At 38.7% G+C, this 21,936-nt stretch carries 23 protein-coding genes; 7 read left to right on the top strand and 16 right to left on the bottom strand.

All coding sequences use genetic code 11. The features are described 5' to 3' along the window. Positions 1 to 319: 319 nt before the first annotated feature. On the bottom strand, positions 320 to 880 hold the full coding sequence (gene efp, locus AC1DDX_RS13250; RefSeq protein WP_048905497.1) for an elongation factor P: 561 nt from the start codon (positions 878 to 880) through the stop codon (positions 320 to 322). A gap of 180 nt (positions 881 to 1,060) precedes the next feature. Here efp and AC1DDX_RS13245 point away from each other — a divergent pair, with 180 nt between their 5' ends. Further along, positions 1,061 to 1,747: an FAD-binding oxidoreductase gene (locus AC1DDX_RS13245; protein WP_288879323.1), complete on the top strand. Its 687-nt coding sequence runs from the start codon at positions 1,061 to 1,063 to the stop codon at positions 1,745 to 1,747. Positions 1,748 to 1,757: 10 nt separating this feature from the next. On the opposite strand, the gene AC1DDX_RS13240 is transcribed toward AC1DDX_RS13245, so the two are convergent. Continuing rightward, positions 1,758 to 3,362 (bottom strand): Na+/H+ antiporter, encoded by a 1,605-nt coding sequence (locus AC1DDX_RS13240; protein WP_288879324.1) that lies wholly within the window; start codon positions 3,360 to 3,362, stop codon positions 1,758 to 1,760. Positions 3,363 to 3,484: 122 nt separating this feature from the next. On the opposite strand from AC1DDX_RS13240, the gene AC1DDX_RS13235 reads away from it, so the two are divergent. Then, positions 3,485 to 4,864, top strand: a complete 1,380-nt coding sequence (locus tag AC1DDX_RS13235; RefSeq protein WP_288879325.1) for a Gfo/Idh/MocA family protein — start codon at positions 3,485 to 3,487, stop codon at positions 4,862 to 4,864. Between the two features lie 122 nt (positions 4,865 to 4,986). Then, positions 4,987 to 5,838: a DUF6515 family protein gene (locus AC1DDX_RS13230; RefSeq protein ID WP_288879326.1), complete on the top strand. Its 852-nt coding sequence runs from the start codon at positions 4,987 to 4,989 to the stop codon at positions 5,836 to 5,838. A 77-nt stretch (positions 5,839 to 5,915) separates the two neighbouring features. On the opposite strand, the gene AC1DDX_RS13225 is transcribed toward AC1DDX_RS13230, so the two are convergent. Beyond that, a complete protein-coding gene (locus AC1DDX_RS13225) occupies positions 5,916 to 7,175 on the bottom strand; it encodes a glycoside hydrolase family 27 protein (RefSeq protein ID WP_288879327.1) in 1,260 nt (419 codons plus the stop codon). A 98-nt stretch (positions 7,176 to 7,273) separates the two neighbouring features. Here AC1DDX_RS13225 and AC1DDX_RS13220 point away from each other — a divergent pair, with 98 nt between their 5' ends. Then, on the top strand, positions 7,274 to 7,828 hold the full coding sequence (locus AC1DDX_RS13220; protein WP_288879328.1) for a GNAT family N-acetyltransferase: 555 nt from the start codon (positions 7,274 to 7,276) through the stop codon (positions 7,826 to 7,828). Between the two features lie 64 nt (positions 7,829 to 7,892). Here AC1DDX_RS13220 and AC1DDX_RS13215 read toward each other — a convergent pair whose 3' ends face one another. Next, on the bottom strand, positions 7,893 to 8,444 hold the full coding sequence (locus tag AC1DDX_RS13215) for a fasciclin domain-containing protein (protein ID WP_172662915.1): 552 nt from the start codon (positions 8,442 to 8,444) through the stop codon (positions 7,893 to 7,895). 100 nt (positions 8,445 to 8,544) lie between these two features. Here AC1DDX_RS13215 and AC1DDX_RS13210 point away from each other — a divergent pair, with 100 nt between their 5' ends. Together AC1DDX_RS13210 and AC1DDX_RS13205 are read left to right on the top strand one after the other, a co-directional pair. Continuing rightward, positions 8,545 to 9,384 carry an isocitrate lyase/PEP mutase family protein gene (locus AC1DDX_RS13210; protein ID WP_337716222.1) on the top strand — a complete coding sequence of 280 codons (840 nt, stop codon included), beginning with the start codon at positions 8,545 to 8,547 and terminating at the stop codon, positions 9,382 to 9,384. Between the two features lie 18 nt (positions 9,385 to 9,402). Further along, positions 9,403 to 9,669, top strand: a complete 267-nt coding sequence (locus tag AC1DDX_RS13205; protein WP_477622137.1) for a DUF1572 family protein — start codon at positions 9,403 to 9,405, stop codon at positions 9,667 to 9,669. A gap of 36 nt (positions 9,670 to 9,705) precedes the next feature. On the opposite strand, the gene AC1DDX_RS13200 is transcribed toward AC1DDX_RS13205, so the two are convergent. After that, a complete protein-coding gene (locus AC1DDX_RS13200; RefSeq protein ID WP_288879329.1) occupies positions 9,706 to 10,290 on the bottom strand; it encodes an O-methyltransferase in 585 nt (194 codons plus the stop codon). A gap of 72 nt (positions 10,291 to 10,362) precedes the next feature. Continuing rightward, positions 10,363 to 11,076 carry a 2OG-Fe(II) oxygenase gene (locus AC1DDX_RS13195; protein ID WP_337716224.1) on the bottom strand — a complete coding sequence of 238 codons (714 nt, stop codon included), beginning with the start codon at positions 11,074 to 11,076 and terminating at the stop codon, positions 10,363 to 10,365. A 168-nt stretch (positions 11,077 to 11,244) separates the two neighbouring features. Here AC1DDX_RS13195 and AC1DDX_RS13190 point away from each other — a divergent pair, with 168 nt between their 5' ends. Beyond that, positions 11,245 to 12,219 (top strand): 3-keto-disaccharide hydrolase, encoded by a 975-nt coding sequence (locus AC1DDX_RS13190; protein ID WP_172662920.1) that lies wholly within the window; start codon positions 11,245 to 11,247, stop codon positions 12,217 to 12,219. A 102-nt stretch (positions 12,220 to 12,321) separates the two neighbouring features. Here AC1DDX_RS13190 and AC1DDX_RS13185 read toward each other — a convergent pair whose 3' ends face one another. The 10 genes from AC1DDX_RS13185 to AC1DDX_RS13140 form a co-directional block, all read right to left on the bottom strand. After that, positions 12,322 to 13,566, bottom strand: coding sequence for a BamA/TamA family outer membrane protein (locus tag AC1DDX_RS13185; RefSeq protein WP_288879330.1), 1,245 nt, complete (start codon positions 13,564 to 13,566; stop codon positions 12,322 to 12,324). Between the two features lie 107 nt (positions 13,567 to 13,673). Continuing rightward, positions 13,674 to 14,447: a hypothetical protein gene (locus tag AC1DDX_RS13180; protein ID WP_337716226.1), complete on the bottom strand. Its 774-nt coding sequence runs from the start codon at positions 14,445 to 14,447 to the stop codon at positions 13,674 to 13,676. Between the two features lie 233 nt (positions 14,448 to 14,680). Continuing rightward, a complete protein-coding gene (locus AC1DDX_RS13175; protein WP_172662922.1) occupies positions 14,681 to 15,082 on the bottom strand; it encodes a hypothetical protein in 402 nt (133 codons plus the stop codon). A gap of 83 nt (positions 15,083 to 15,165) precedes the next feature. Then, positions 15,166 to 16,284 (bottom strand): ABC transporter permease, encoded by a 1,119-nt coding sequence (locus AC1DDX_RS13170; protein ID WP_477622136.1) that lies wholly within the window; start codon positions 16,282 to 16,284, stop codon positions 15,166 to 15,168. After that, positions 16,281 to 17,387: an ABC transporter permease gene (locus tag AC1DDX_RS13165; RefSeq protein WP_288879333.1), complete on the bottom strand. Its 1,107-nt coding sequence runs from the start codon at positions 17,385 to 17,387 to the stop codon at positions 16,281 to 16,283. Before AC1DDX_RS13165 ends, AC1DDX_RS13170 begins: the two co-directional genes overlap by 4 nt. 12 nt (positions 17,388 to 17,399) lie before the next feature. Beyond that, positions 17,400 to 18,137, bottom strand: a complete 738-nt coding sequence (locus tag AC1DDX_RS13160; protein WP_172662925.1) for an ABC transporter ATP-binding protein — start codon at positions 18,135 to 18,137, stop codon at positions 17,400 to 17,402. A gap of 2 nt (positions 18,138 to 18,139) precedes the next feature. Further along, a complete protein-coding gene (locus AC1DDX_RS13155; RefSeq protein ID WP_288879334.1) occupies positions 18,140 to 19,060 on the bottom strand; it encodes an ABC transporter ATP-binding protein in 921 nt (306 codons plus the stop codon). Further along, positions 19,057 to 19,959: an HlyD family secretion protein gene (locus AC1DDX_RS13150; protein ID WP_288879335.1), complete on the bottom strand. Its 903-nt coding sequence runs from the start codon at positions 19,957 to 19,959 to the stop codon at positions 19,057 to 19,059. The genes AC1DDX_RS13155 and AC1DDX_RS13150 overlap by 4 nt, the downstream gene beginning before the upstream one ends. A gap of 18 nt (positions 19,960 to 19,977) precedes the next feature. Next, the gene (locus AC1DDX_RS13145) at positions 19,978 to 21,240 is read right to left on the bottom strand and encodes a TolC family protein (protein ID WP_288879336.1); all 1,263 of its coding nucleotides are present in this window, start codon (positions 21,238 to 21,240) and stop codon (positions 19,978 to 19,980) included. 55 nt (positions 21,241 to 21,295) lie between these two features. Next, on the bottom strand, positions 21,296 to 21,936 hold a 641-nt coding region (locus AC1DDX_RS13140; protein WP_477622135.1), incomplete at its 5' end, for a TetR/AcrR family transcriptional regulator.

Below are 21,936 nucleotides of genomic sequence, written 5' to 3'. Positions count from 1 at the left end.
GTAACAAAGATGACAATGTCAATTTAAGGCGTACTTAAATAAGATCAGGGTCAGACGGTTTCCTGTTGTTCTTGGATTTTAGATTTTTCATAGCAAATAGGCGATTAGATTATGCTCTAAAATTAGAATATAGATCGCTATTATTTCCAGAAAAACATGTGAATGGAGCACCTTAGTTATCAAATACAGGTTATGAGTATTTGAATGGTTTTTTGAGCGGAAATTTAGTAAAATCGATATTCGATCAGCACATCTCTGCGTTAAATCGAATATCGAATGAGGCCATTGTAAGCCGCTTGTAATGAAAAACTTTTGAATCTTATTTTACGCGTTCAACGTATTCTCCGGTGCGTGTATCCACCTTTATCTTATCACCTTGGTTCACAAACAGAGGCACCTTCAGCTCTACTCCATTTTCAGTAGTAGCATACTTCAAGGCTCCAGAAGAGGTATCGCCTTTAACGGCTGGCTCAGCATATGTAATTTCCAGTTCTACAAAGTTTGGAGCCTGAGCCATTATTGGCTCTTCACTTTCAAAAGAAACAATTACATCCATTCCTTCCTTAATAAACTTTGCCGATGGTCCGAATAGTGACTTAGGTACATTAAACTGTTCAAAACTAACATTATCCATTACCACAAAATAATCTCCCTCTTCATATAAATATTGGAAATCATTAGTCTCAACACGACAAATTTCAACCTGCTCATCAGTTCCTAAACGTGCTTCAACAATTCTTCCAGTTTTAATATTACGAAATTTACCTAAGTAAAAAGCGCCACCTTTGCCAGGTGTACGGTGTAAGAACTCTATAACTGTTACCAGTTCGTTATTGAAACGTAAAATATTTCCCACTTTAATTTCGGATGCCTTTGCCATAAAAATGTATTTCTAAAATTTGAGCCCAAATATATATGCTTTTTGCGTATTTATATGCCTTAATAATTAAAGGATTTAATGCAAAATGATCTCAAATTTTTTTTATCTTGATCATAAAACAGCATAATTTTATATGCYTTAAAGTTGACGCATCTCCAACACAAGTAAACAACCGTAGCTATGGAAGAGCCTGTTAACACAAATCAACACATTGTTAAAATATTGAGCGTTGAAAACGTCACGCATAATGTAAAGCGGTTTACCGTCGAAAAACCAGCCAATTATACTTTTATACCCGGTCAGGCTACCGATGTAGCTATTAACAAACCAGCACTAAAATCTATGGTTGGTCCATTTACTTTTACCTCTCTTAACCAGGCAGAATACCTTGAGTTCACCATCAAGATTTATAAAGACCATGATGGTTTAACAAACAAACTCTCTTCTCTAAATCCAACAGATGAATTAATCATCCATGATGTATTTGGAACCATAAATTACAAAGGTTCAGGTGTATTTATTGCAGGTGGCGCAGGTATCACTCCATTTTTAGCAATACTCAGACAACTTAAACTTGATGGCTCACTGCAGGGAAACAAACTATTATTTGCCAACCATAATGAGAGCGATATCATACACAAAACCGAGTTAAAATATTTGCTTGGGGACAATTATATTGATGTATTAAAAGATCCGTTAGACCCGAAAACACAAAGTGGGATAATTGACCAGAATCTTCTAGAAAAATACATTGGTAATCGAGAAAAGTGGTATTACATATGTGGGCCAGATGCATTTACCGCAGCAATGGTCGATAATCTTAAAAATCTTGGAGTGGATAAATCTCACATAGTTATAGAAGAATAATACAACTCAATTAGTGTTTGTTTAACCTTGCCTCTTCAAGATCAAGGTTATCCTCCATATCGCGCAGCACTTCATGATCATATTGCTTAGTAGCTTTGAGTCTTTTAAGGCCAGCTCTCCTTAGTGTAACCAACTCAAGCATGATCTTTCTATAGAGTTTCCTCACTGAGCCAACTTCTTCCTTTTGCGTTTGCTCAAGCAATGTACGCTCAGTTGCCCTGATGCTCCGTTCCAACTGCTCTTTAATTCTGGCAATTGTTTCAAACTGGCTCATCTCATTACTATATTTTTCATCAAGATGCTCAACGCACTCCCTGGCAAGTTGCAAACGTATTGATTCAATCTGATCTTCTTCTGGTACCCCCTCATCTATCTCTTCAATCTTTAGCCACTTCAGGAACAAAGGCAATGTTAATCCCTGAAAAATTAACGTAACAAGTATTACAATAAATGTGATAAACAGAATCATATTGCGATGTGGGAAAGCTTCGCCCGTATCTAAAGTTAAGGGAATTGCGAGTGCTGATGCAAGAGAGACAACGCCACGCATTCCAGCCCATCCAATGATAAAAGGCAGCTTTAAACCCGGACTCTTTTCTTTCTTTCTGATTTTTGCACTTATAAATCTCGGGATAAATCCAGCCACATATACCAGAATGATTCTAACAACAATTACTATGGCGCTAATGAGAAGTCCATATTTAATGGCCTCTTCCATAGAATAATCTTCCAAACCTTCAACAATAACAGGTAATTCCAGCCCAATCAAAATAAAGACAAAACCATTTAATAAAAAGCCTACTGTAGCCCATACTTCTTTGGCCTGTAAACGTGTATGATAATTAAGGAAATCGTTGGAGCGGAATGAAAGAAACAAACCGCCGCTTACTACTGCTAAAACACCAGACCAATGAAACTCTTCTGCAACAATATACATCAGATACGGAGCAATTAATGTGATAGGGGTAGTAATGCTCGACGATTTAGCCCAATACCTCAATACAAAATACAAAATATGAGCAATAAAAAGCCCCACAACTACCCCCATAAGTGCTAACACAAAAAAGTCAGTCACTGCCTCCTGCAAAACAAATTGCCCTGTAAGAATAGCAGCAATTGCAAACCGGAATACAGTTAAAGAAGCGGCATCGTTAACCAAACTTTCGCCCTCTAAAATGGTTAAGCCTCTCTTGGGCATATTTAAACCTTTCAATACAGAAGTTGCAGCAACGGCATCAGGAGGAGAAATAATTCCTCCAAGCAGGAAACCAAATGCAAGTGTAAATCCCGGTATAATATTTACAGAAAAGTAAGCAATGGCCAACGAGGTAATTAACACCAATCCAAAACCCAACAAAAAGATTGATCTTTTCCATTTCCAGAAATCATTCCAGGAAGTATACCACGCGGCCTCAAATAAAAGTGGTGGAAGAAAAATAAGAAATACAATATCTGGATGTACACTTATTGATGGTACCCCGGGAATAAAACTAATTGCTAAACCTCCTATTACCAGGAAAATAGGATAAGAAATTTTCCAGCGTTGACTTAACAGGTAAAGTAACGCCATGGCAAAAAATAACGCAAGAATTAAAAGGAGATTTTGATGTATCATAGAGGAAATAAAGATAGCAAAAAATTCTTTTTCAACTTGTGTATACAAGTGTGAGTTTTTCTTTTATATTTGTTATTAAGCTACTAGTAACCAGACAGTAGCTTAAACCAAATATACCTCTTATGGACACAAATGAACAAAAACCACAGGTTTCCCGTAGAAATTTCTTGATGTCTGCTGCTGCCGTAGCCATAGTGCCATCATTTTTAATGAATGCTTTTACCGCTTCGGCAAAAGCTCCGGCTGGCAAGCTCAGGCATGCCTGTATCGGCGTAGGTGGGATGGGTGGCTATGATCTGTCAAATTTTAAGTCGCACCCAGATGTAGAGATCGTAGCCATTTGTGATGTTGATGCTGATATCCTAAAAAAGGCAGCTGAAGGTATTCCGGGAGTCAGGACCTATGCAGACTGGCGGGAATTGTTAAAGAAGGAAGGAAAAAACATTGACTCCGTAAATGTCTCGGTGCCAGATCACATGCACTTCTCTATTGCCTACAAAGCGATCAAGGCAGGCAAACATGTTTATTGCCAAAAACCACTTTGCCATGATGTGGCTGAAGTAAGATCTCTTACTAAAGCTGCTATCAAAGCAGGAGTAACCACTCAACTGGGTACCCAGATCGCTTCATCAGCATGTGACCGTACTGCAGTGCAGCTGATCAAAGATGGAGCAATCGGCAAGATCAAACATGCTTATTTATGCTCAAACAGATCTGGTGCAGTAGAATTCAGGATGGTAGAACCTCAGCCTGCACAAAACCCGCCCGCAAACTTAAGCTGGGACCTCTGGCTGGGTACGGGACCGGTAAGACCTTACGCCCCGGGCATATATCACCAGGCCAAATGGAGGTCATGGCAAGATTTCGGAACAGGATGGTCAGGAGATATTGGGTGCCATATCTTTGATGCAGTCTGGAAGGGGCTAGGACTAAAAGCCCCGGTATCTGTACAGGCGGAAGTTCATCAGGGCTGGAAAAATTCGCCTGACAAAAGAAAAGAGAACTGGCCATGGGCCGATCACATCACCTGGGTTTTTCCCGGAAATTCCTTTACTGAATCTGAAAAGCTGACCCTTGAATGGTTTGACGGTGAGATGTTTCCGCCAGAGGACGTCCGTAAATTATATACTCCCGGCAAATATCCCGAAGAATGTGCCCTGCTGGTCGGTACCGATGGCGCTTTGCTAATCCCGCATGGCGGAGAAAAGCCGATATTGCTGCCGGAAGATAAATTTAAGGACAAAGAGGTGCGTAAAATCGAAGGCCGGAACCACTATCACCATTTTGTAAATGCCTGCCTGGGTGGAGAAAAAACGGAATCGCATTTTGCACAGTCGGGTCCCATGACCGAGGCTATATTACTGGGTACCGTTGCTATTCGTGTACCCGATCAGTTGCTGCAATGGGATGCTGAGAACATGAAGTTTCCAAACTATCCTGAAGCTAATAAATACATCAGAAGGAAATACCGAAAAGGATGGGAGATCGAAGGCGAATTTTAATTAGAGGGGGGAGAAAACGAATTGGATTATCATTAATTTGTCAGTTTAAAGCAATTGATTAATAAGAAATAATCCTTTTCGTTTATATTATGTCTTATGGTTATATATAGATATAATATATTATGAAAACCTTGAATTTCAAATCATTAATTATAGCTGGGTCTATAATCCTGATCAGTGGATTAACAACTAACAACGTTTTAGCACAAAGATCTTCTCGTGGCAGTGGTGGTGGTGGCGGTAGTCATGTATCAGCGGGTGGGGGAAGCAGACCATCAAGACCGTCTCAAGGAAATATATCTGGCGGCACAAGACCGTCAAGGCCATCAATAGGCAGTGGATCGCGTCCTGATTACAGACCAAGTCGTCCGGCCAATAGACCTGGTTATGGCTACAGGCCAGGCTATGGTTACAGACCAGGTTACCACTACAGACCAGGTTATTCTTATCGCAGACCTTACTACGGATACTATTATAATTACTATAGACCATTTTTAGGCATCAGTTTAAGCGTATTGCCTTATGGTTATTACCCATTCTATTTTGGTGCAGATCAATTCTACTATTCAGGAGGATTCTTTTACAGACAGTACGACGAGGGATATAAAGTAGTTGTGCCTCCGGTAGGTGCTCAGGTACCAAGCATTCCTTCTGAAGCAAAACAGATCACTATTAATGGCCAAACCTATTACGAATATAAAGGGGTTTATTACAGCACAACTGTGGATGCTGATGGTAAAACTGTTTATGTGGTGGCAGGTAAAGATGGTGTATTAGATACCGACAATGGTGCTGTTACAGACGACACCAGCAACTTACCTCAGGTAGGAGATGTTGTAAATCAGTTGCCAGAAGGTACAAGAGATGTGATGATCAAAGGAGCACAATATTACGTTTCTGAAGAAGGTGTTTATTACGAGAAAATAGTGGACGGCGATAACATCACTTATAAAGTTATAGGAATTGGTAACTAAAGCAGTCGTCATCTTGAATTTATTTCAGGATGACCGGAGTACAAACAAGGCCGATAATGATATCGGCCTTGTTTGTTTTATTTATCAGTACTACTCAGCCTAAACAACTTAGTTTCATGACTCAATACCCTGCCACTCCATTTTTTGCCATTACCCACAGCCTTATGCAACCATAGATCATTGATTTTATAAGAACCATCCAACCCTAAATCCTTCCAATTCAAACTAAGGGACTCAGCAGATGCTCCGCGATTCAAAATAGCAATAGCATAATCACCATTTTTAAGCGGCTTCACAAAAACATTCCAATTGCCTTTATTAATCTTACGTTCTGCTTGTTTACCAAGCGCATCCTGATTTATAGCAATAACGTCTTCATTCAGCAAAATTCTTTTAGTTGCCTCACTCATAATACGTAAATCATTAGTAGCTACCAAAGGAGCGGTCATTATACTCCACAAACTCATTTGACTTTGATATTCAGTCTCTGAGCAACCTTTACCACCTAAGTCGCCCGAGGGTCCTTTTTTACCATTTAAGCCTATTACAAGCATATCAAAATCATTCCATCCACCCGGACCAGCATATTGAGCCAGATCAGCATTTACATCAACAATATCCATTATCCCGGCACCTATACTATGTAAATCATTAGGATCTTTCCATGGTTTTAATGCAGCCCATTTATCACGCACATCTGCAGTAGTACGCCATAATTGCCCTCCGGCATTTTTTGCCCAAAGCCATGGTTTTCTATTACCCCATTCGCAAATACCTAGCGCAATTTCCCTACCGCTATTCCTTAATGCATCAGCCATTTTTTTATACCTTACAACAGCAGTTGCAGAATCTGCAGGCGCATCACAATAATCATATTTAAGGTAATCAATACCCCACGAAGCAAATGTTTTAGCATCCTGCTCCTCAAAATTCAAACTCGCTGTATAACCCGCGCAGGTTAACTGCGCCGCATCAGAATAAATACCCAATTTAATTCCTTTTTCATGCACATAATCAGCCAGTGACTTTACACCAGATGGGAATTTCAAGGGGTCGGCAATAATTTGATTACGGTTATCTCTGCCGCCTTGCCATCCATCGTCTATCATCAGGTAATTGTAGCCTGCTTTCACCATTCCTGAACTTACCATTGCATCGGCCATTTCCTTAATATCTTTTTCATTTATCTTATCTGCGAAGTAGTTCCATGTCATCCATCCCATAGGAGGAGTAGCCGCCAGTTCAGGTTTATCATTGAAATTTACCTGAGCAATTCCTGAAAATGTACTTAGCCAAAATGCAATAACCAAGGAACCTGCAATTATTTTATTATTCATTTCTGTGTTTGGTTTATTCTGTTTAGCTTAAAAACAATGCTACCAAATATAGATGCTCTTACTAGAATTTAGCACAAAAAAATATTTAATTTTATGAAATGATAAGACAAGCTTTAGCCACAGATGCACCTCAAATAGCAAGATTAATTATTCATGCAATGGAAGATCTGGCATCAAAGTTTGTTGGCCAATCGGATCCTTTAAAGGCTATACCTCTATTTGAGCATTTTGCGGGCTTGCGTGGCAATCAGTACAGCTACGAAAATATGCTTGTATATGAAGATGAATCGGGTATCTGTGGAGCTATTAGTGGCTACGATGGGGCAGACCTCAACCTGCTCAGGTCACCTTTCCTGAATTATATTGCATCATCATATAACTTTAAGGATATCCCTGAAGATGAAACACAACCGGGTGAGTTCTATATCGACTGTATTAGTGTTGCCGCAAACAAACAGGGGCAAGGTATTGGCAAAAAGTTAATCAACGCTATGGTAGGGCAGCTGACTAACTCAAAACACACTAAAGCAGGGCTATTGGTGAGTAAGGATAATCCTAATGCCGAAAGGCTCTATACAAATTTAGGCTTTAAGATCGCGGACGAAAGGCAATTTATGGGAGGTACTTATTATCATATGCAATGCGCAGTCTGACAATAAAAAAACGCCTCACATGCTAGTATGGGCGTTTTTCTCGTCGAAGTTAAACTGATATATCTTAATTCGGCATTAATACCGTATCAACAACATGGATAACTCCATTTTTCTGATAAACATCTGCAATAGTAACAGTACTCATTCCACCTTTTTCGTCTTTAAGAACTAATTTCTTGCCATCCATCCAGGCCCACAACTTGCCTCCCTGAACGGTAGTCAGTTCAGCTTTACCATTACCATCCTTAATGGCTTTTGCTATTGCTTTAGAATCCATTTTACCAGCAACCACATGATAAGTTAATATCCTGGTTAACACATCTTTGCTTTCAGGTTTTACCAGCGTTTCAACTGTTCCTGCTGGTAATTTATCAAAAGCTGCATTTGTTGGCGCAAATACGGTAAAGGGCCCTGCACTTTTTAATGTTTCTACCAATCCTGCTGCTTTAACCGCAGCTACCAGTGTGGTGTGGTCTTTTGAATTAACCGCATTGTCAACAATATCTTTAGTCGAATACATATCCGCACCGCCAACCATTGGATTTTTTTGCGCATAAACTTGTGTCGAAAATGCCATAACTATTATGGCAAATACAGATTGAATTACTCTTTTCATTTTAGATTTTGATTTGATAACACTTACGCAAATCAAGACAGGTTTGGTTTTCGTGATATAAAATAATTAAATTTATGCATGAGCATTTTACAGTACCAGTATGAGAACAGAAAATTCATTTCAATGCAGAGCTGAAGAGTTTAGAGCCTTACATCAACGAGCCGGTATATTTGTAATTCCCAATCCATGGGATGCAGGATCGGCAAGAATATTAGAAACGTTAGGATTTAAAGCACTTGCAACAACAAGTGCTGGTCTTGCTTATTCGCTTGCAAAGCCAGATGGCCATGCCGCTATTACTCGCGAGCAAACTTTACAGAACGTACAAAGTATTATTAATGTAACAGATTTGCCTGTATCCGCCGACTTAGAGAATGGATTTGGCGACGATCCTTTAAAGTGTGCACAAACCATCAGACTTGCTGCAAATACCGGATTGTCTGGAGGTTCTATTGAAGATGCCACCGGGGATCCTAACGACCCCATTTATCCTTTTGAACTTTCTGTTGATCGTATAAAAGCCGCAGTTGAAGCTGCACGCAGCCAACCTTATCCTTTCACACTAACAGCCAGGGCAGAGAACCTGATACACGGGCGCCCTGATCTTAAAGATACCATTAAAAGGCTTGTTGCCTATGCAGATGCAGGTGCCGATGTTTTGTTTGCACCAGGTTTAAAAACTAAAGAAGAAATAGAAACAGTTGTAAAAGCAGTTTCTCCTAAGCCTGTAAATGTAATTATGGGATTGGCCGGAGACAATTTTTCGCTTAATATGCTGGAAGATATGGGTGTAAAACGTGTAAGTGTGGGCTCTTCTTTAGTTAGAGCTGCCTACGGTGGTTTTTTTAAAGCAGTTGAAGAAATACTTCAAAAAGGAACATTCAGCTTTGCTGATGATGCAAAACCATATGCTGATCTTAATAAGCTGTTTAGCAACTAAGAAGAGAACTTAAAAAGAATGGACAATTATCTGGAAAGTGTAAAGAAACAATTTCTTTACTATAAGCAACTCGGAGAGAAAGCAATGGAGCAACTGCAAGAGCAAGACCTGTTCTGGCAATGCAATGAAGAAAGCAATAGCATTTCAACCATAGTTAATCACCTGTCAGGAAATATGTTATCCCGATTCACAGACTTTTTAACTTCAGATGGAGAAAAGCCATGGCGAAACAGGGATAATGAATTTGAGTCTAAAATAACAAGCAGCACGAAAGTTCTCAAATGAAAAAGAGAAACGCCATTTTACTGATGATCTTTAAAATTAATTATCTTTTTTAGTTGCAATAACAATTCCTGTTGCCCAGCATTGCTTGGTTATAAGCAGATCATTCCTTTTTTCTAAATCTTCTATTAGCTTAATTGCTTTTTCCTGATGGCCCTCAGGCCAGTTTGGCTGCGGCAACATATCATCAATAATGTAAAATGCACCCGGATTTAACATGTTAATCACCTCATCAAGCATTAAGTATTTCCCGTGCCATGTATCAGCGAAGATATAATCAAACTTCAGGTCTTTATTCTGCTCAACCCATTCACCACCATCAATACATTCCAAGCCAAGCCTGTTATCCTCGGCAAGAAAACGCGATGCTACAGATAAATAATTAGGATCATTATCAATGGAGATTAAGGTAGCTTCCTTGTCCATCCCGTCAAGAATCCATGAGGTTGACAAGCCTGTTCCGGTTCCCAGTTCTAAAAATCTGCCGCCAGGCTTTGTACCAGCTAATGTTCTTAATAAAGAGCAAGTTAATACATCAGATGCCATTGAAAATTCGGTATTCTTTGTTGCTTCGTCTATAGCTAAATAAGCATCTGGATAAGTCTGTTTAATTTGTTCTATCACAAATATTTGGTTTATGGGTATACTCATTAATTAACTTTGTGAAGATAGTACTTGTTTAGTTTTAAAACACACCTAACTTAACGCATCGTGAAAAATGATACCAAGACTATGTCTGTTTCCACTATGCAGCGGACTTACCCCATGTTTCATGTTTACCCTGTAATACCCTTTGCTTCCCTTTACAGGTCTAAAATTAGTTGTAAAAATAACCATATCTCCAAGATCGGGTTTTAATACATTTGCCTTTGATTGCGCCCGCGGAATTTGTTCCGTAATCACAAATTCACCGCCTTTATAATCCTCGTCTGCTTGATCGAGCATAAGCACCATTTGCATTGGAAAATAAATCTCTCCATATAAATCCTGATGAAGCGTATTAAATCCACCCTCCCCATATTTTAATATCAGCACCGTTGGTTTGGTTTGCCCATGATCATGGCATATTTGTTTAAGCTCATAATGGGCAAGAGGGAAACGGGTATTTAACTTCAATTCTTCCATCCAGCTATTCGCCACAGGAGCAATTTGCGGATATATGTTCTCCCGTAATTCAGTTATAATTGCGGGCATAGGGTAACTGAAATATTTATACTCTCCTAAACCGAATCGGTACCGTTCCATATTTACCGTTTTCCGATAAGTATCATCAGCATTATAATCTTCAATCAAATTCTCACATTCAGCCTTTGTTAGTATATTTTTTATCACAACAAACCCTTTATCATGTAGTTCAACTTTTATTTTAGGCCAGTTAATTTCGGCTATTCGGTCAGTTATCGATCTCATATTTTAGTATTTAAAGGCAAATTAATTGGTAAAATCAAACATAATCAACCCGATTCTTGCTTTCTGGCTAAGCCTTGAGTTTATACAGGAATAATCACGATGTTTTAAAAGCTTAAGTTTTTCAGCTAACTTTAAAATAAATAGTATTAATGTTATTAAAAGAAAATTATGCGTAAAAATCTCTTTGTATTTGGTATGAGTTGTTTGTTGATGCTGGGTTCTGCTGAATCTCTTTTGGCATCAGGAAAAAATATGCCTGTTAGCGCTCAAACAAAAGTAAGTTCTAAAGATTTAATTGGCCGTTGGGATATCACTATTGATGAAAACGGGAAATCAGCACCATCATGGCTAGAAGTAAAACTATCAGGTTTAAAAACATTGGTAGGCTATTATGTTGGTCCTAGTGGAAGCGCTCGTCCGATAGCAAAGGTAAATTTCGACAATGGTAAGTTCAGTTTCACTATTCCTCCTCAATGGGAAGATGGAGGTCAGGATTTTGTTATTGAAGGTGAAGTAACCGGAGGCACAATTCAAGGAACAATTACCACAAACGAAGGCAAAAAATACAATTGGAAAGGAGTAAAGGCTCCATATTTAAAAAGAACCGCTGCTCCGGTTTGGGGTAAAACCATTAACCTGTTTAACGGGAAGGATTTGGCCGGTTGGAAAGCAATGGGAGAAAACCAATGGATAGTAAAAGATGGTGTTTTAACCAGTCCAAAATCAGGTGCTAACCTAATTTCTGATCAAAAATTTACCGACTTTAAATTGCATGTTGAGTTTAGATACCAAAAAGGAAGCAATAGCGGTGTGTACTTAAGGGGCAGACATGAGGTTCAAATAGAAGATAGCCCTAAAGACCAACATCCATCAAGTGTGCTGTTTAGTGGCATTTACGGATTCCTAACACCTAGCGAGATCAATGCATTAGGACCTAATACATGGCAAACTTTTGATATTACTTTAATAGGCAGAATGGTTACAGTAGTTGTTAATGGAAAAACTGTGATTACTAATCAGGAAATCCCGGGAATTACTGGCGGCGCATTAGATAGCAATGAAGGTGAACCGGGACCAATCTATATCCAGGGAGATCATGGCCCAATTGAATTTAAAAAGATAGTGATTACTCCTTCAAAATAGAATCAGTTTTTATATAGTAGCTTAATTCTGCTTCAAGTCTAGATCCAGAAGATGACCGGAGGAACACTGGAAGATGAGCCGAAGAAGAACTAAGCTACTATATTAAAACACCTCGTTTAAACCGAGAAAAAATCCCTTTGCACCAAAATTACCAAAGGCGTAATCTAAACAGAGATTGGTTCGTGTTGCCTTATTAAACAATACACGCAAACCAGCCCCGCCAGCAGGTTGCCATTGCTGAAACAGCTTAGTGCCAGATAGGTCATTGGCAGTTTGAATATTAAAGAAAGTAACACCACTTATAAAATCATTCCTTGTGATAGGGAAGCGGTATTCTATCTCTGAATAACAATACTGAGTGCCTTTAAAATAACCGATAGTATACCCTCTGCCACTTCTAAAATTTGCATCTTTTCCAGTCCCTGGAAGTTCCAGATAGGGCAGTGTACCACTTACTAGATAAGATCCCCAATTCCAGAGTGCGATTACATGTTCCGGATTTCTGGCCGAAAGGCTCCAGTATTTTCTAAAATCAGTAGTTACCTGTACCGCATTCTTTGTACTTCCTATCCAGCTTTGATTTGCACGAATCCCAACGTCTGCATATATTCCTTTATAGGCCCGGTTCTGATTATCCCGCGTGGTGTACTGTAAGTTTAATAAAAATCCATTAGCCATGTAATGATCTTTATCAAAACCATGTATCTGATTATAAATATGATAGGGCGTTGAGCCATTTGGATTATTTGGATCTTCCAGTTTTCTGCGGATTTCGAATGATGCACCAGCTCCTATAAAAAGGCGATCCATAATTTGCTTATATACCTTTTCACGGAAATTATAATATTCCCCATGAATTGCATAGCCTTTACGCTCAGGATTAGACAATATCAGTTCCTCTTCAGTTCCAGTTGATACCTTGCCAATCCCCAATCCAAAATCAGGAGTAACTGTTTTGGCGGCAACCAAACTTCCTTGTAAGTTCCACCTGTTACCCGGCGTGTAAACATTGTGACTCAGGTAAAAATAAATGATGCCCTTGGTTGTAATGGAAGCTGATGTTGCCGCTACTGACATTAATGTATTAGGTTCTTGCCCCAATACCTTACCTACAACTGCTTTAAGTCCAATTTGAGCCCCAATACTTGGATTATAGGCAATACTTGGCATAGGTGTAAGGCCCGATTTATTTTGAGTTGGCTTGGGTGGTTTACCCGGACTAAAAATACTACGACCTAAATCGCCAATATCGTATTGCTTTACTGTCGTGTCGATTTTAAGTGAATCAGACAAAGGTTTAGTTTGTCCATAACTATATGCCTGAACGCCCATAAATGAGGTCAGCAATACTATCTTTATTTTTAATGAACTTTTAATTTTCTTTCTGTTTAAATGTGATAAGAACTTACAATCTATTATGTTTAATGCTAAACGAAAAATAAACAACGTATCTATTAATTAAGCATATGGGCCAGTATTGGTCCACATTTTTCGATACATGGGGCATAAAAGTGCCCGTGTTTCCAATTTGCCGATTTAGGAGACAAGCCCCACCAAAATTCTGCCAAAGCGAGTGGTTCCATTCCATTAGCAAAAGCATATTGTAATAATTTAGGTGCAGCACATTCTCCGGCACCTGCTGGCGGTTTGCCCGAAGCGGTATGTTCAAAAGCTTTAATTAAGCTTTTGGATTCTCCAGCTTTGTTTAAAAAATGGTATTGCTCAAAGATTCGACTTTGTAATGCATTAGAATGATCTTTTCTTAGCGCTTTTAAAAGCAGGATTTCTTTGGTATGAGCCTCGTCTTTAAATGATTCCAGGTAACTGATTTTCTCGTTAATCTGAGTAAGTTTTTCCATCCCTGCATTTACAAAGCCACCCGGTTCCAAACCATCAAATATTGGCGGCACAAATTTAGCATGATAATTTCTGCCGGCCAGTTTACCCGAAAACGCAGCCAAATATCCTAGTTTGCCTTCCTCGGTTCTAACTATTAATACACCAAACATCTTTCCAATTACCATTCCTTCGGCACCGGTAAGCAAACCAAAATTATGTGCCCATTCTTGTTGATGCGCTAGATGAAACTGCAGTTTACTTGCCGCCAAAAGACAAAGCGGATGTAATTCACTTTCTAAAGAAAAGCTAAGTCCATCGGCAAGTGCATTGATTTCTGCAGATTCCTCGAAAGGGCAGAATACTGAATTTTCATCAATTAGATTTGGCATTATTGGATGTTTTGCATTACTGGGCGTTTTTGCATTGTTTGGTGTTTTTGTTTTAGGCGGTCGTCATCCTGAATTTGTTTTGCTTCGCAGCTACTTCGTGGTCAGGATCCCGGACTAGAAAGATGGAATAGATCGCTTAATAATACACTCTATTTTTAAAAAATTTGACGCAAATATCAAACAATTTTATTTAAAACCTTATAAAATAATTTCCCATAATATTTTGTGCCAGATCAAGTTTGATCCCGTACCTCATATGATTCTTTAACGCTGTCTGCTTCTTTTTGGGCTATTATTTTTTCTTTTTTGAGGTCAACACGGATCAGGTTATACAAGCTCATATAGATATTAGCAACCCAAACAATAGAGAATCCAGATATAAGATAACCTGTAAACCCTGGATACAGCAGCGTATACTTAGTAAGAACAAGTAAAAAGAGCGTAACATAATGACTAAAGCAATACTCGCAGGTAAGCATGTAAAACAGCTTTCTTTTCAGAATATGGCTAGCCGTTTTTGATTTTTCAACAAAGTACTCTCTTATCTCTCTAAAAACTTCTTCCTTTGTTACCGTCCATGAGATGCAGGCCACAGGAATTGCAAGTATAAACAACCAATATTCGTGAGTATTCATAAAAATATTTAAAGAATGACGATTTCATGTTAGCTGAACAAAACAGCCATGTATTTGTTTAAACAATTTTTTTAATCATTCATTTAGTTTCTTTTCTTATAGTTCCATACCGCCCAGGCATTCAGTACAATGGCAAAAACACCAACAGTACCTAGTTGAGGCAATATGTCTCTTAACCCACTACCTTTAAGGATAACCATTCGCATTACTTCTATCAGGTAACTAACCGGATTGAACCTCGAAACTATTTTTGCCCAATCGGGCATACTGTCTATAGAGGTGAATAAGCCACCCATCAGAATAAAGATCATCATGAAAAAAAACATGTTTAACATAGCTTGCTGCTGGGTATCACAAAAGGTTGAAATCAAAAGTCCGAAACCCAAAATGGCCAGCAAGAAAACAGATGCAAAGAGATACAGCACTAGCAAATTTCCGAGAGGTTCAATACCATAAATTAACCACGATACTAGGAGCCCTAGCGTAAACACCACATTTCCAAGTACCCAAAAGGGGATGAGTTTTCCCAATATAAAATGATGTTTTCTTATTGGACTTACATTGATCTGTTCGATAGTACCAAACTCTTTTTCTTTTACAATGTTTAGTGCCGATAGAAAACCTCCAATCATGGTAACCAGTATAGCCAAAATACCGGGAACCATAAAAAATTTGTACTTCATTAAAGGATTAAACAGATTGGATGAGCTGATCTCGATAACCGCAGCGCCGCTAAACTTTGAAACCGGCAGCAATTGCAGTCTTATATCGTTATTAAAGTCTCTTATGATAGACCCAAGATATGCTCCTCCAAGATTTGCCTTTACTCCGTTTATGGCATTTACGACAATAAATAGCTGTTGGTGGTTTTCGCGGACAAGGTTGCGCTCAAATCCATGCGGAATTTCCAGAATCAGATCGGCCTTGTCCGCTTCAATCAGTTTCATTCCTTCCTTAAAAGAGGCATTATATCCGGTAAGTTTAAAGTATCCAGAGGCGGTAACTTTAGAGATCAGTTTTTGGGAATAGCTGGAATGATCATGATCTACTACAGAAAGATTGATGTTCTTTACTTCATAATTTGCAGCAAGCGGCAGAATTATCAGTTGCATAACCGGCATTATGATGATCAGTAACAGTATAGCCTTGTTGCGAAATATCTGTCTGAATTCTTTTTCGAGTAAAAAACGGATCGTTCTCATGCCAGTCTGATTTTAAAACTTTTTAAACTCACTACTAATAAACCAAGGGTAATACCACCCAGAATTAACGTTTCTTTCCAAATGGCCGAAAATCCTAATCCTTTGATCATAATGGACTTCACAATTAAATAGAACCATTTTGCAGGAACCAGATTAGAGATCAATTGCAATGGGTAAGGCATGTTTTCTATAGGAAACATAAAACCACTGAAAAGCACTGTTGGTAAAAACATTCCCATCAGAGAGATTAACATGGCCATTTGCTGGGAATCTGTTTTTACAGAGATGAATATGCCCAGGCTTAGGCAGGTGATGATAAACAAGGTGCTTTCTACAAAAAGCAGGGCCACACTTCCGTTAACTGGCAAATCGAGCACATAAACACTCAACAGTAGGATGGAAGCTACATTTATGAGCGATAGAAAAAGGTATGGTACTGCTTTAGAAAGGATAACCAGAAGCGGACTAAACGGTGAAACCAATAAAATTTCCATGGTTCCTGTTTCTTTTTCTTTTACAATTGAAATAGCCGTCATCATTACACACACCAGCATTAGTACCAGGGCCATGACACCCGGAACAAAATTATGTGCACCCTTTAGTTGCGGGTTGTACAACATCCTTACTTCGGGAACTATCAAGTAGGGTATAGCTGCTGCTTTATCAATTGAATTTTGATAGTCCTGAATAATTGAAGAAACATAATTTGTAAGCATACTGGCAGTATTAGGATCAGAAGCATCGGCAAGAATCTGGATCTGTGCCTTGCGCTGATGGAGTAGGGCTTCATTAAATCCTGCCGGAAAAACGATGGCCATCTTAATTTTTCCTTTTTTAAATGCCGCTTCCATTTGCTTATTGTTCATCACGCTGCTTTGAATATCGAAGTACCTGCTGGCAGCTATCCTGCTGATGATTTGTTGTGAGGCCTGGTCTTTGGCCTGATCCATAACAATGATCTCAGAGTTTTTAACCTCGTTGGTTAGTGCGAATCCAAAAATAAGAATCTGGATAACCGGCATTCCAAATAGAATTAGCAAGGTCTTTTTGTCCCTCCAAACATGGGCAAATTCCTTTTTTACAAAGTTGATAAACTGTTCCATTGCCTTATTATTCTAATCGCTACGTTTTGCACCTCTGGCCAGATGATAAAAAACCTGGTCCATTGAGCTTGCTTTAAATTGACTTTTTAAATTAGCCGGGGTATCAAGCGCTTCTATTTTTCCGTCTACCATAATAGATATGCGGTTACAATACTCAGCTTCATCCATATAATGAGTGGTCACAAAAATGGTAATTCCTTTTGCAGATGCCTCGTAGATCAGGTCCCAGAATTGTCTTCTTGTTACCGGATCAACTCCTCCGGTTGGTTCGTCCAGAAATACAATTTTTGGTTGGTGTAAAACCGCAACTGAAAAGGAAAGCTTCTGTTTCCAGCCCAAGGGCAGGGAGGCTACTAATTTTTTAGCTTCGTTTTTAAGTTCTAGCTGTTCCAGTAAGTCTTCACTTTTAGTTTTAATTTCCCGATTGCTTAACCCATAGATTCCTCCAAAAAACCTGATGTTTTCCTGCACGGTGAGATCTTCATACAAAGAGAACCTCTGACTCATGTAGCCTATATTCCTTTTAATTTCTTCTGTTTGCTTATATACATCAAAACCTGCTACTGTGGCTGTACCAGAACTGGGTATAGATAAGCCGCATAGCATGCGCATGGCAGTTGTTTTACCGGCACCGTTAGCACCCAGAAAACCAAATATTTCGCCCTTTTCTACTTCAAAAGTAATTTCATTTGTTGCTGTGAAATCTCCAAAGCGCTTGGTCAGCCTATCCGTTTTTATTACATATTCCATAGCTAGTTCTTCAATAATTTGATGAAATAATCTTCGATGGTTGGTGGTACAGGCTTAATTTCAATCTGAGTTAAACCTTCAGCTTTCAGGTAGGTCTTCAGCTTATTATCCTCAAAAGAACCATTAAAGGAAACATGGGCATACTCGCCAAAGGCATAACAATCCATTACCTCAGGGTATTTTCTAAGTGCTTTAATCAGTTCATACATCTGATCTGCTTTGATTGCATATAGTTGCTCCGGATATTGCTGAATCATATTTTGAGGGGTGTTGATGGATAATATTTTCCCGTTCTGGATCAGGGCGATGCGGTCGCACAAAGTAGCCTCGTCCATATACGGGGTTGATACCAGAATGGTAATATCTTGCGCTTTAAGCCTTTTCAGCATCTCCCAAAATTCTTTTCTTGACACCGGATCTACTCCAGTTGTTGGCTCATCCAGAAACAATACGGTTGGTTTGTGGATAAGAGCACAGCATAATGCTAGTTTTTGTTTCATTCCACCTGAGAGTTTCCCCGCCCTTCTGTTTTTGAAGGGTTGGATCTGGACGTAGATATCTTCGATCAGATGATAATTCTGAGCGATGGTAGTGCCAAATACAGTAGCAAAAAAGCGAAGGTTTTCTTCGATGGTCAGGTCCGGATAGAGTGAAAATCTGCCAGGCATATAACCAATTGTTTTTCTAATCTGTTTATAGTCGGCAACTACATCATAACCGTCTATCTTTGCCGTTCCTTTTTCAGGAAGTAGCAGGGTAGTCAGCATCCTGAAAATACTGGTTTTACCTGCGCCATCAGGACCAATAAGGCCAAACAGTTCTCCCTTTTTTACATGGAAAGAAACATCATCGACAGCAACTAGCTGCTCTTTACCGTAGGTTTTACGGAGCTCGTTTACCTCGATGGCAAAGGCGCTGCTCATATTTTTTTAGATAAAATAATCTCTCCGTACATGCCTATTTTTAAATAGCCATCATTTTTTAGCTTTACCTTAATTGCATATACCAGATTGGCCCGCTCGTCTTTGGTTTGTATGGTTTTAGGAGTGAATTCTGCTTTATCGCTAATCCATTCTATAATACCCTCGTAAGTTTTATATTTTCCGTCTGCTGAATCAACCAATACCTCAACTTTTTGCCCAAGTTTAATAGCTGGCAACTGATTGCCAGTAATGTAAGCTCTTAAAATGATGGACGACAAATCACTGATTTTGTACAAAGGTTTGCCTATTGAAGCCATTTCATTTACTTCAACATATTTGACCAGTACAGTGCCTGCTGTTTCGTTTATAATTTTACTCTTTAAAAGCTGATCGTTTAACTGATCAATCTGTACATTCAATGGAAGTGTTTCTTGATTTAAACTTGTCGAGGTAATATTCAGAGAAGATCTCTGAGCAGCTATCTGTTTTTTAATAATTGCAATCTGAGCATTGGCGTCGTCCAATTGTTTTGGTGTTGCAGCATCGGCCTTTAAAAGATTGGTAATTCTTTGCCGTTCTCTGTTTGCTTGCTTTAGTTGTTCCTGGTATGCGGCTATCTGAGCTGGTACATCAGGCTTTTTACCTAGTACAACATTAATCTGGGCTCGCAGTTGTTTCTTTTTTAAGTATAGTTGAGTAGTATCAATATAGCCTATCGTTTCGCCTGCCTTAAGTACCTGCCCCTCTGCAAGATTCAGGGTCTTAATGGTTCCGGTTGCCTCAGCAGATACGATGGTTTCTACAGCTTCGAAAGTGCCCGAAGCATCATAGACTTGTTCCTTTTGCCCACAAGACATCAAAAACAAAGCGGTAGTTATTGCAAATGCTATTTTCTTCATGATTAGTTTGTTTAAAAATTAATTGCCAGTGGTAGTTTGTTTATTATACTGTGCCATAAGCAGTTGTATCTGGTGCATGATTTTGCTTTGTCTGGCCTGATCTTCGGCGTTTACCTCACGTAAATAATCGCTGGTATTGATTACTCCGTTTTGCAATTGTGCGGCCGATGTTTCCTTTATACTTGCTCGCAACGCAATAATCTCATCATCTGAGCTCAATAGGTTTGTTTGCTTATCAATTTCAGATTCCTGCTGTTTTACCACAAAATTAGTGTTCAATAAAAAGCTTTCCTTTTGCAGATCAATCTCTTTTCTGTTGATGTCTATAATTGCCTTTTCTTTTTTGCTGGTATAAAAACCAGATAGGGGCCAGCTCATTCTAAGTCCACCCATGGCAAAAGGTTCGGCTGCATTGTTCAACATATTTAATGCTGGCCTGCCTACACCACCCTGCAAAAACAAATTAAATTTAGGCAGGTTCCGGGCTGCTATAGCTTGTTCTTTTACCTCCAGACTTTTGCGTTGCTGTTCATAAAGGCTAAGCTCTGGCCGGCGGATTTCAGCTTGCATTATAGGTTGTACAGGTTTTTGCAACTCAATATCTTCTGTAAGTGTTTTATTAATAAATAAGCTCAGCACATCTATATATCCTTTGCGTGTAAATTTCTGCTCTATACTTTTTTGGGTTACTTTGAGTAATTCGGCCTTAAGGATATTCAAACTGCTTTTAAAGGCCGTTCCATTAGCTATAGTAGCTTTTGCGCGATCGATGCCAAGCTGAATATCTTTTTGAAGTAATTCATTTTGTTTTAGTTGGGCATCTATTAACAATACGCCAAAGAACAACTGATTTACTCGTTCTTTCAATTTGTATAGCTCAATCTCAAGTTTCTGAGTTTCAACCGAGGCATTAATGCCAATCGCTTCTTTTTGTTGTCTGATAACCCCACCATCAAATAGGACTTGAGTTCCTTCGGCACTTAAACGATATTGGTCTTTACTGAGTTGAGGAATATTCGTTCCTGGAATTTGAATTGGAATCTTTGTTACATCAGACTGGTAACTGGCCAGTCCGCTAATATTAAATTGTGGAAGATACCCTTTTGCAGCGTTTTCAATAGAGTAGGCTGCAGTTTTTGAAATCAATTCCGACTGCCTTACCAATGGATAATTCTGGCGGGTCAGATTGTAGCATTCTTCAATTGAAAGCTTTTCCTGGCTTTGCACATTCGTTTGGTAAAACACAAAACAAATGATGGTGGTGAAAAATATAGATTTCATTTCTACTGTTTATTTATTTGTTTTAATCATTTGATTAATCTCTGAACAAAAAATTTTAATGGGTTTTTAGCATCGCATCAATCCAAACAGGAATCATTTTTTTTCTTTCTTCAACCATTTTATCAAAATCTTCTTGTTTTAATTCTCCTATAATTTTAAGTAGGGGACTGGCTACAAAAGGGAAAACCGTTAAACTGATAATGTTTATAATAAAATGCAGGGGATTAGCTTTACTATTTAGGGCTTCGTTTAACTGCTGATAAAAATGAGATTTAAGCAGAATCTCTTTAACATTCATATTTGTAGCCAGTTTTTCGGGGTTAGCTTTTATTTCACTTAAAATGAATAATGGCATGTCTGGTTGCTCTCTTAATAAATTGATATAGTTTTCGGCAACCAGTGAAATCTTTTCTGTTAGGCTAAATGCCTCATTATTCAATAGTCCTCTTATCCCCATTAAAAACTGCTGTATGTTCTCCATCATTACAATATCAAACAACTTCTCTTTACTTCTGAAATAGTAATTCAGCAACGCAAGGTTTATACCGGCTTCTTCAGCAATATCCCTTGTACGAGTACCAGAGTAACCTTTTTTTGTAAAAACAATATTTGCTGCTGCTTTAATCTTTTCTTCAGTGCTGCTGTCGGCTTCTATCTTTGTTTTCTTACTCATCTTTATCTTGTAATACCTTAAGT

Source organism: Pedobacter sp. 10L46_2, from assembly GCF_056395165.1.
This window is presented reverse-complemented; position numbering and strand designations above follow the sequence as displayed.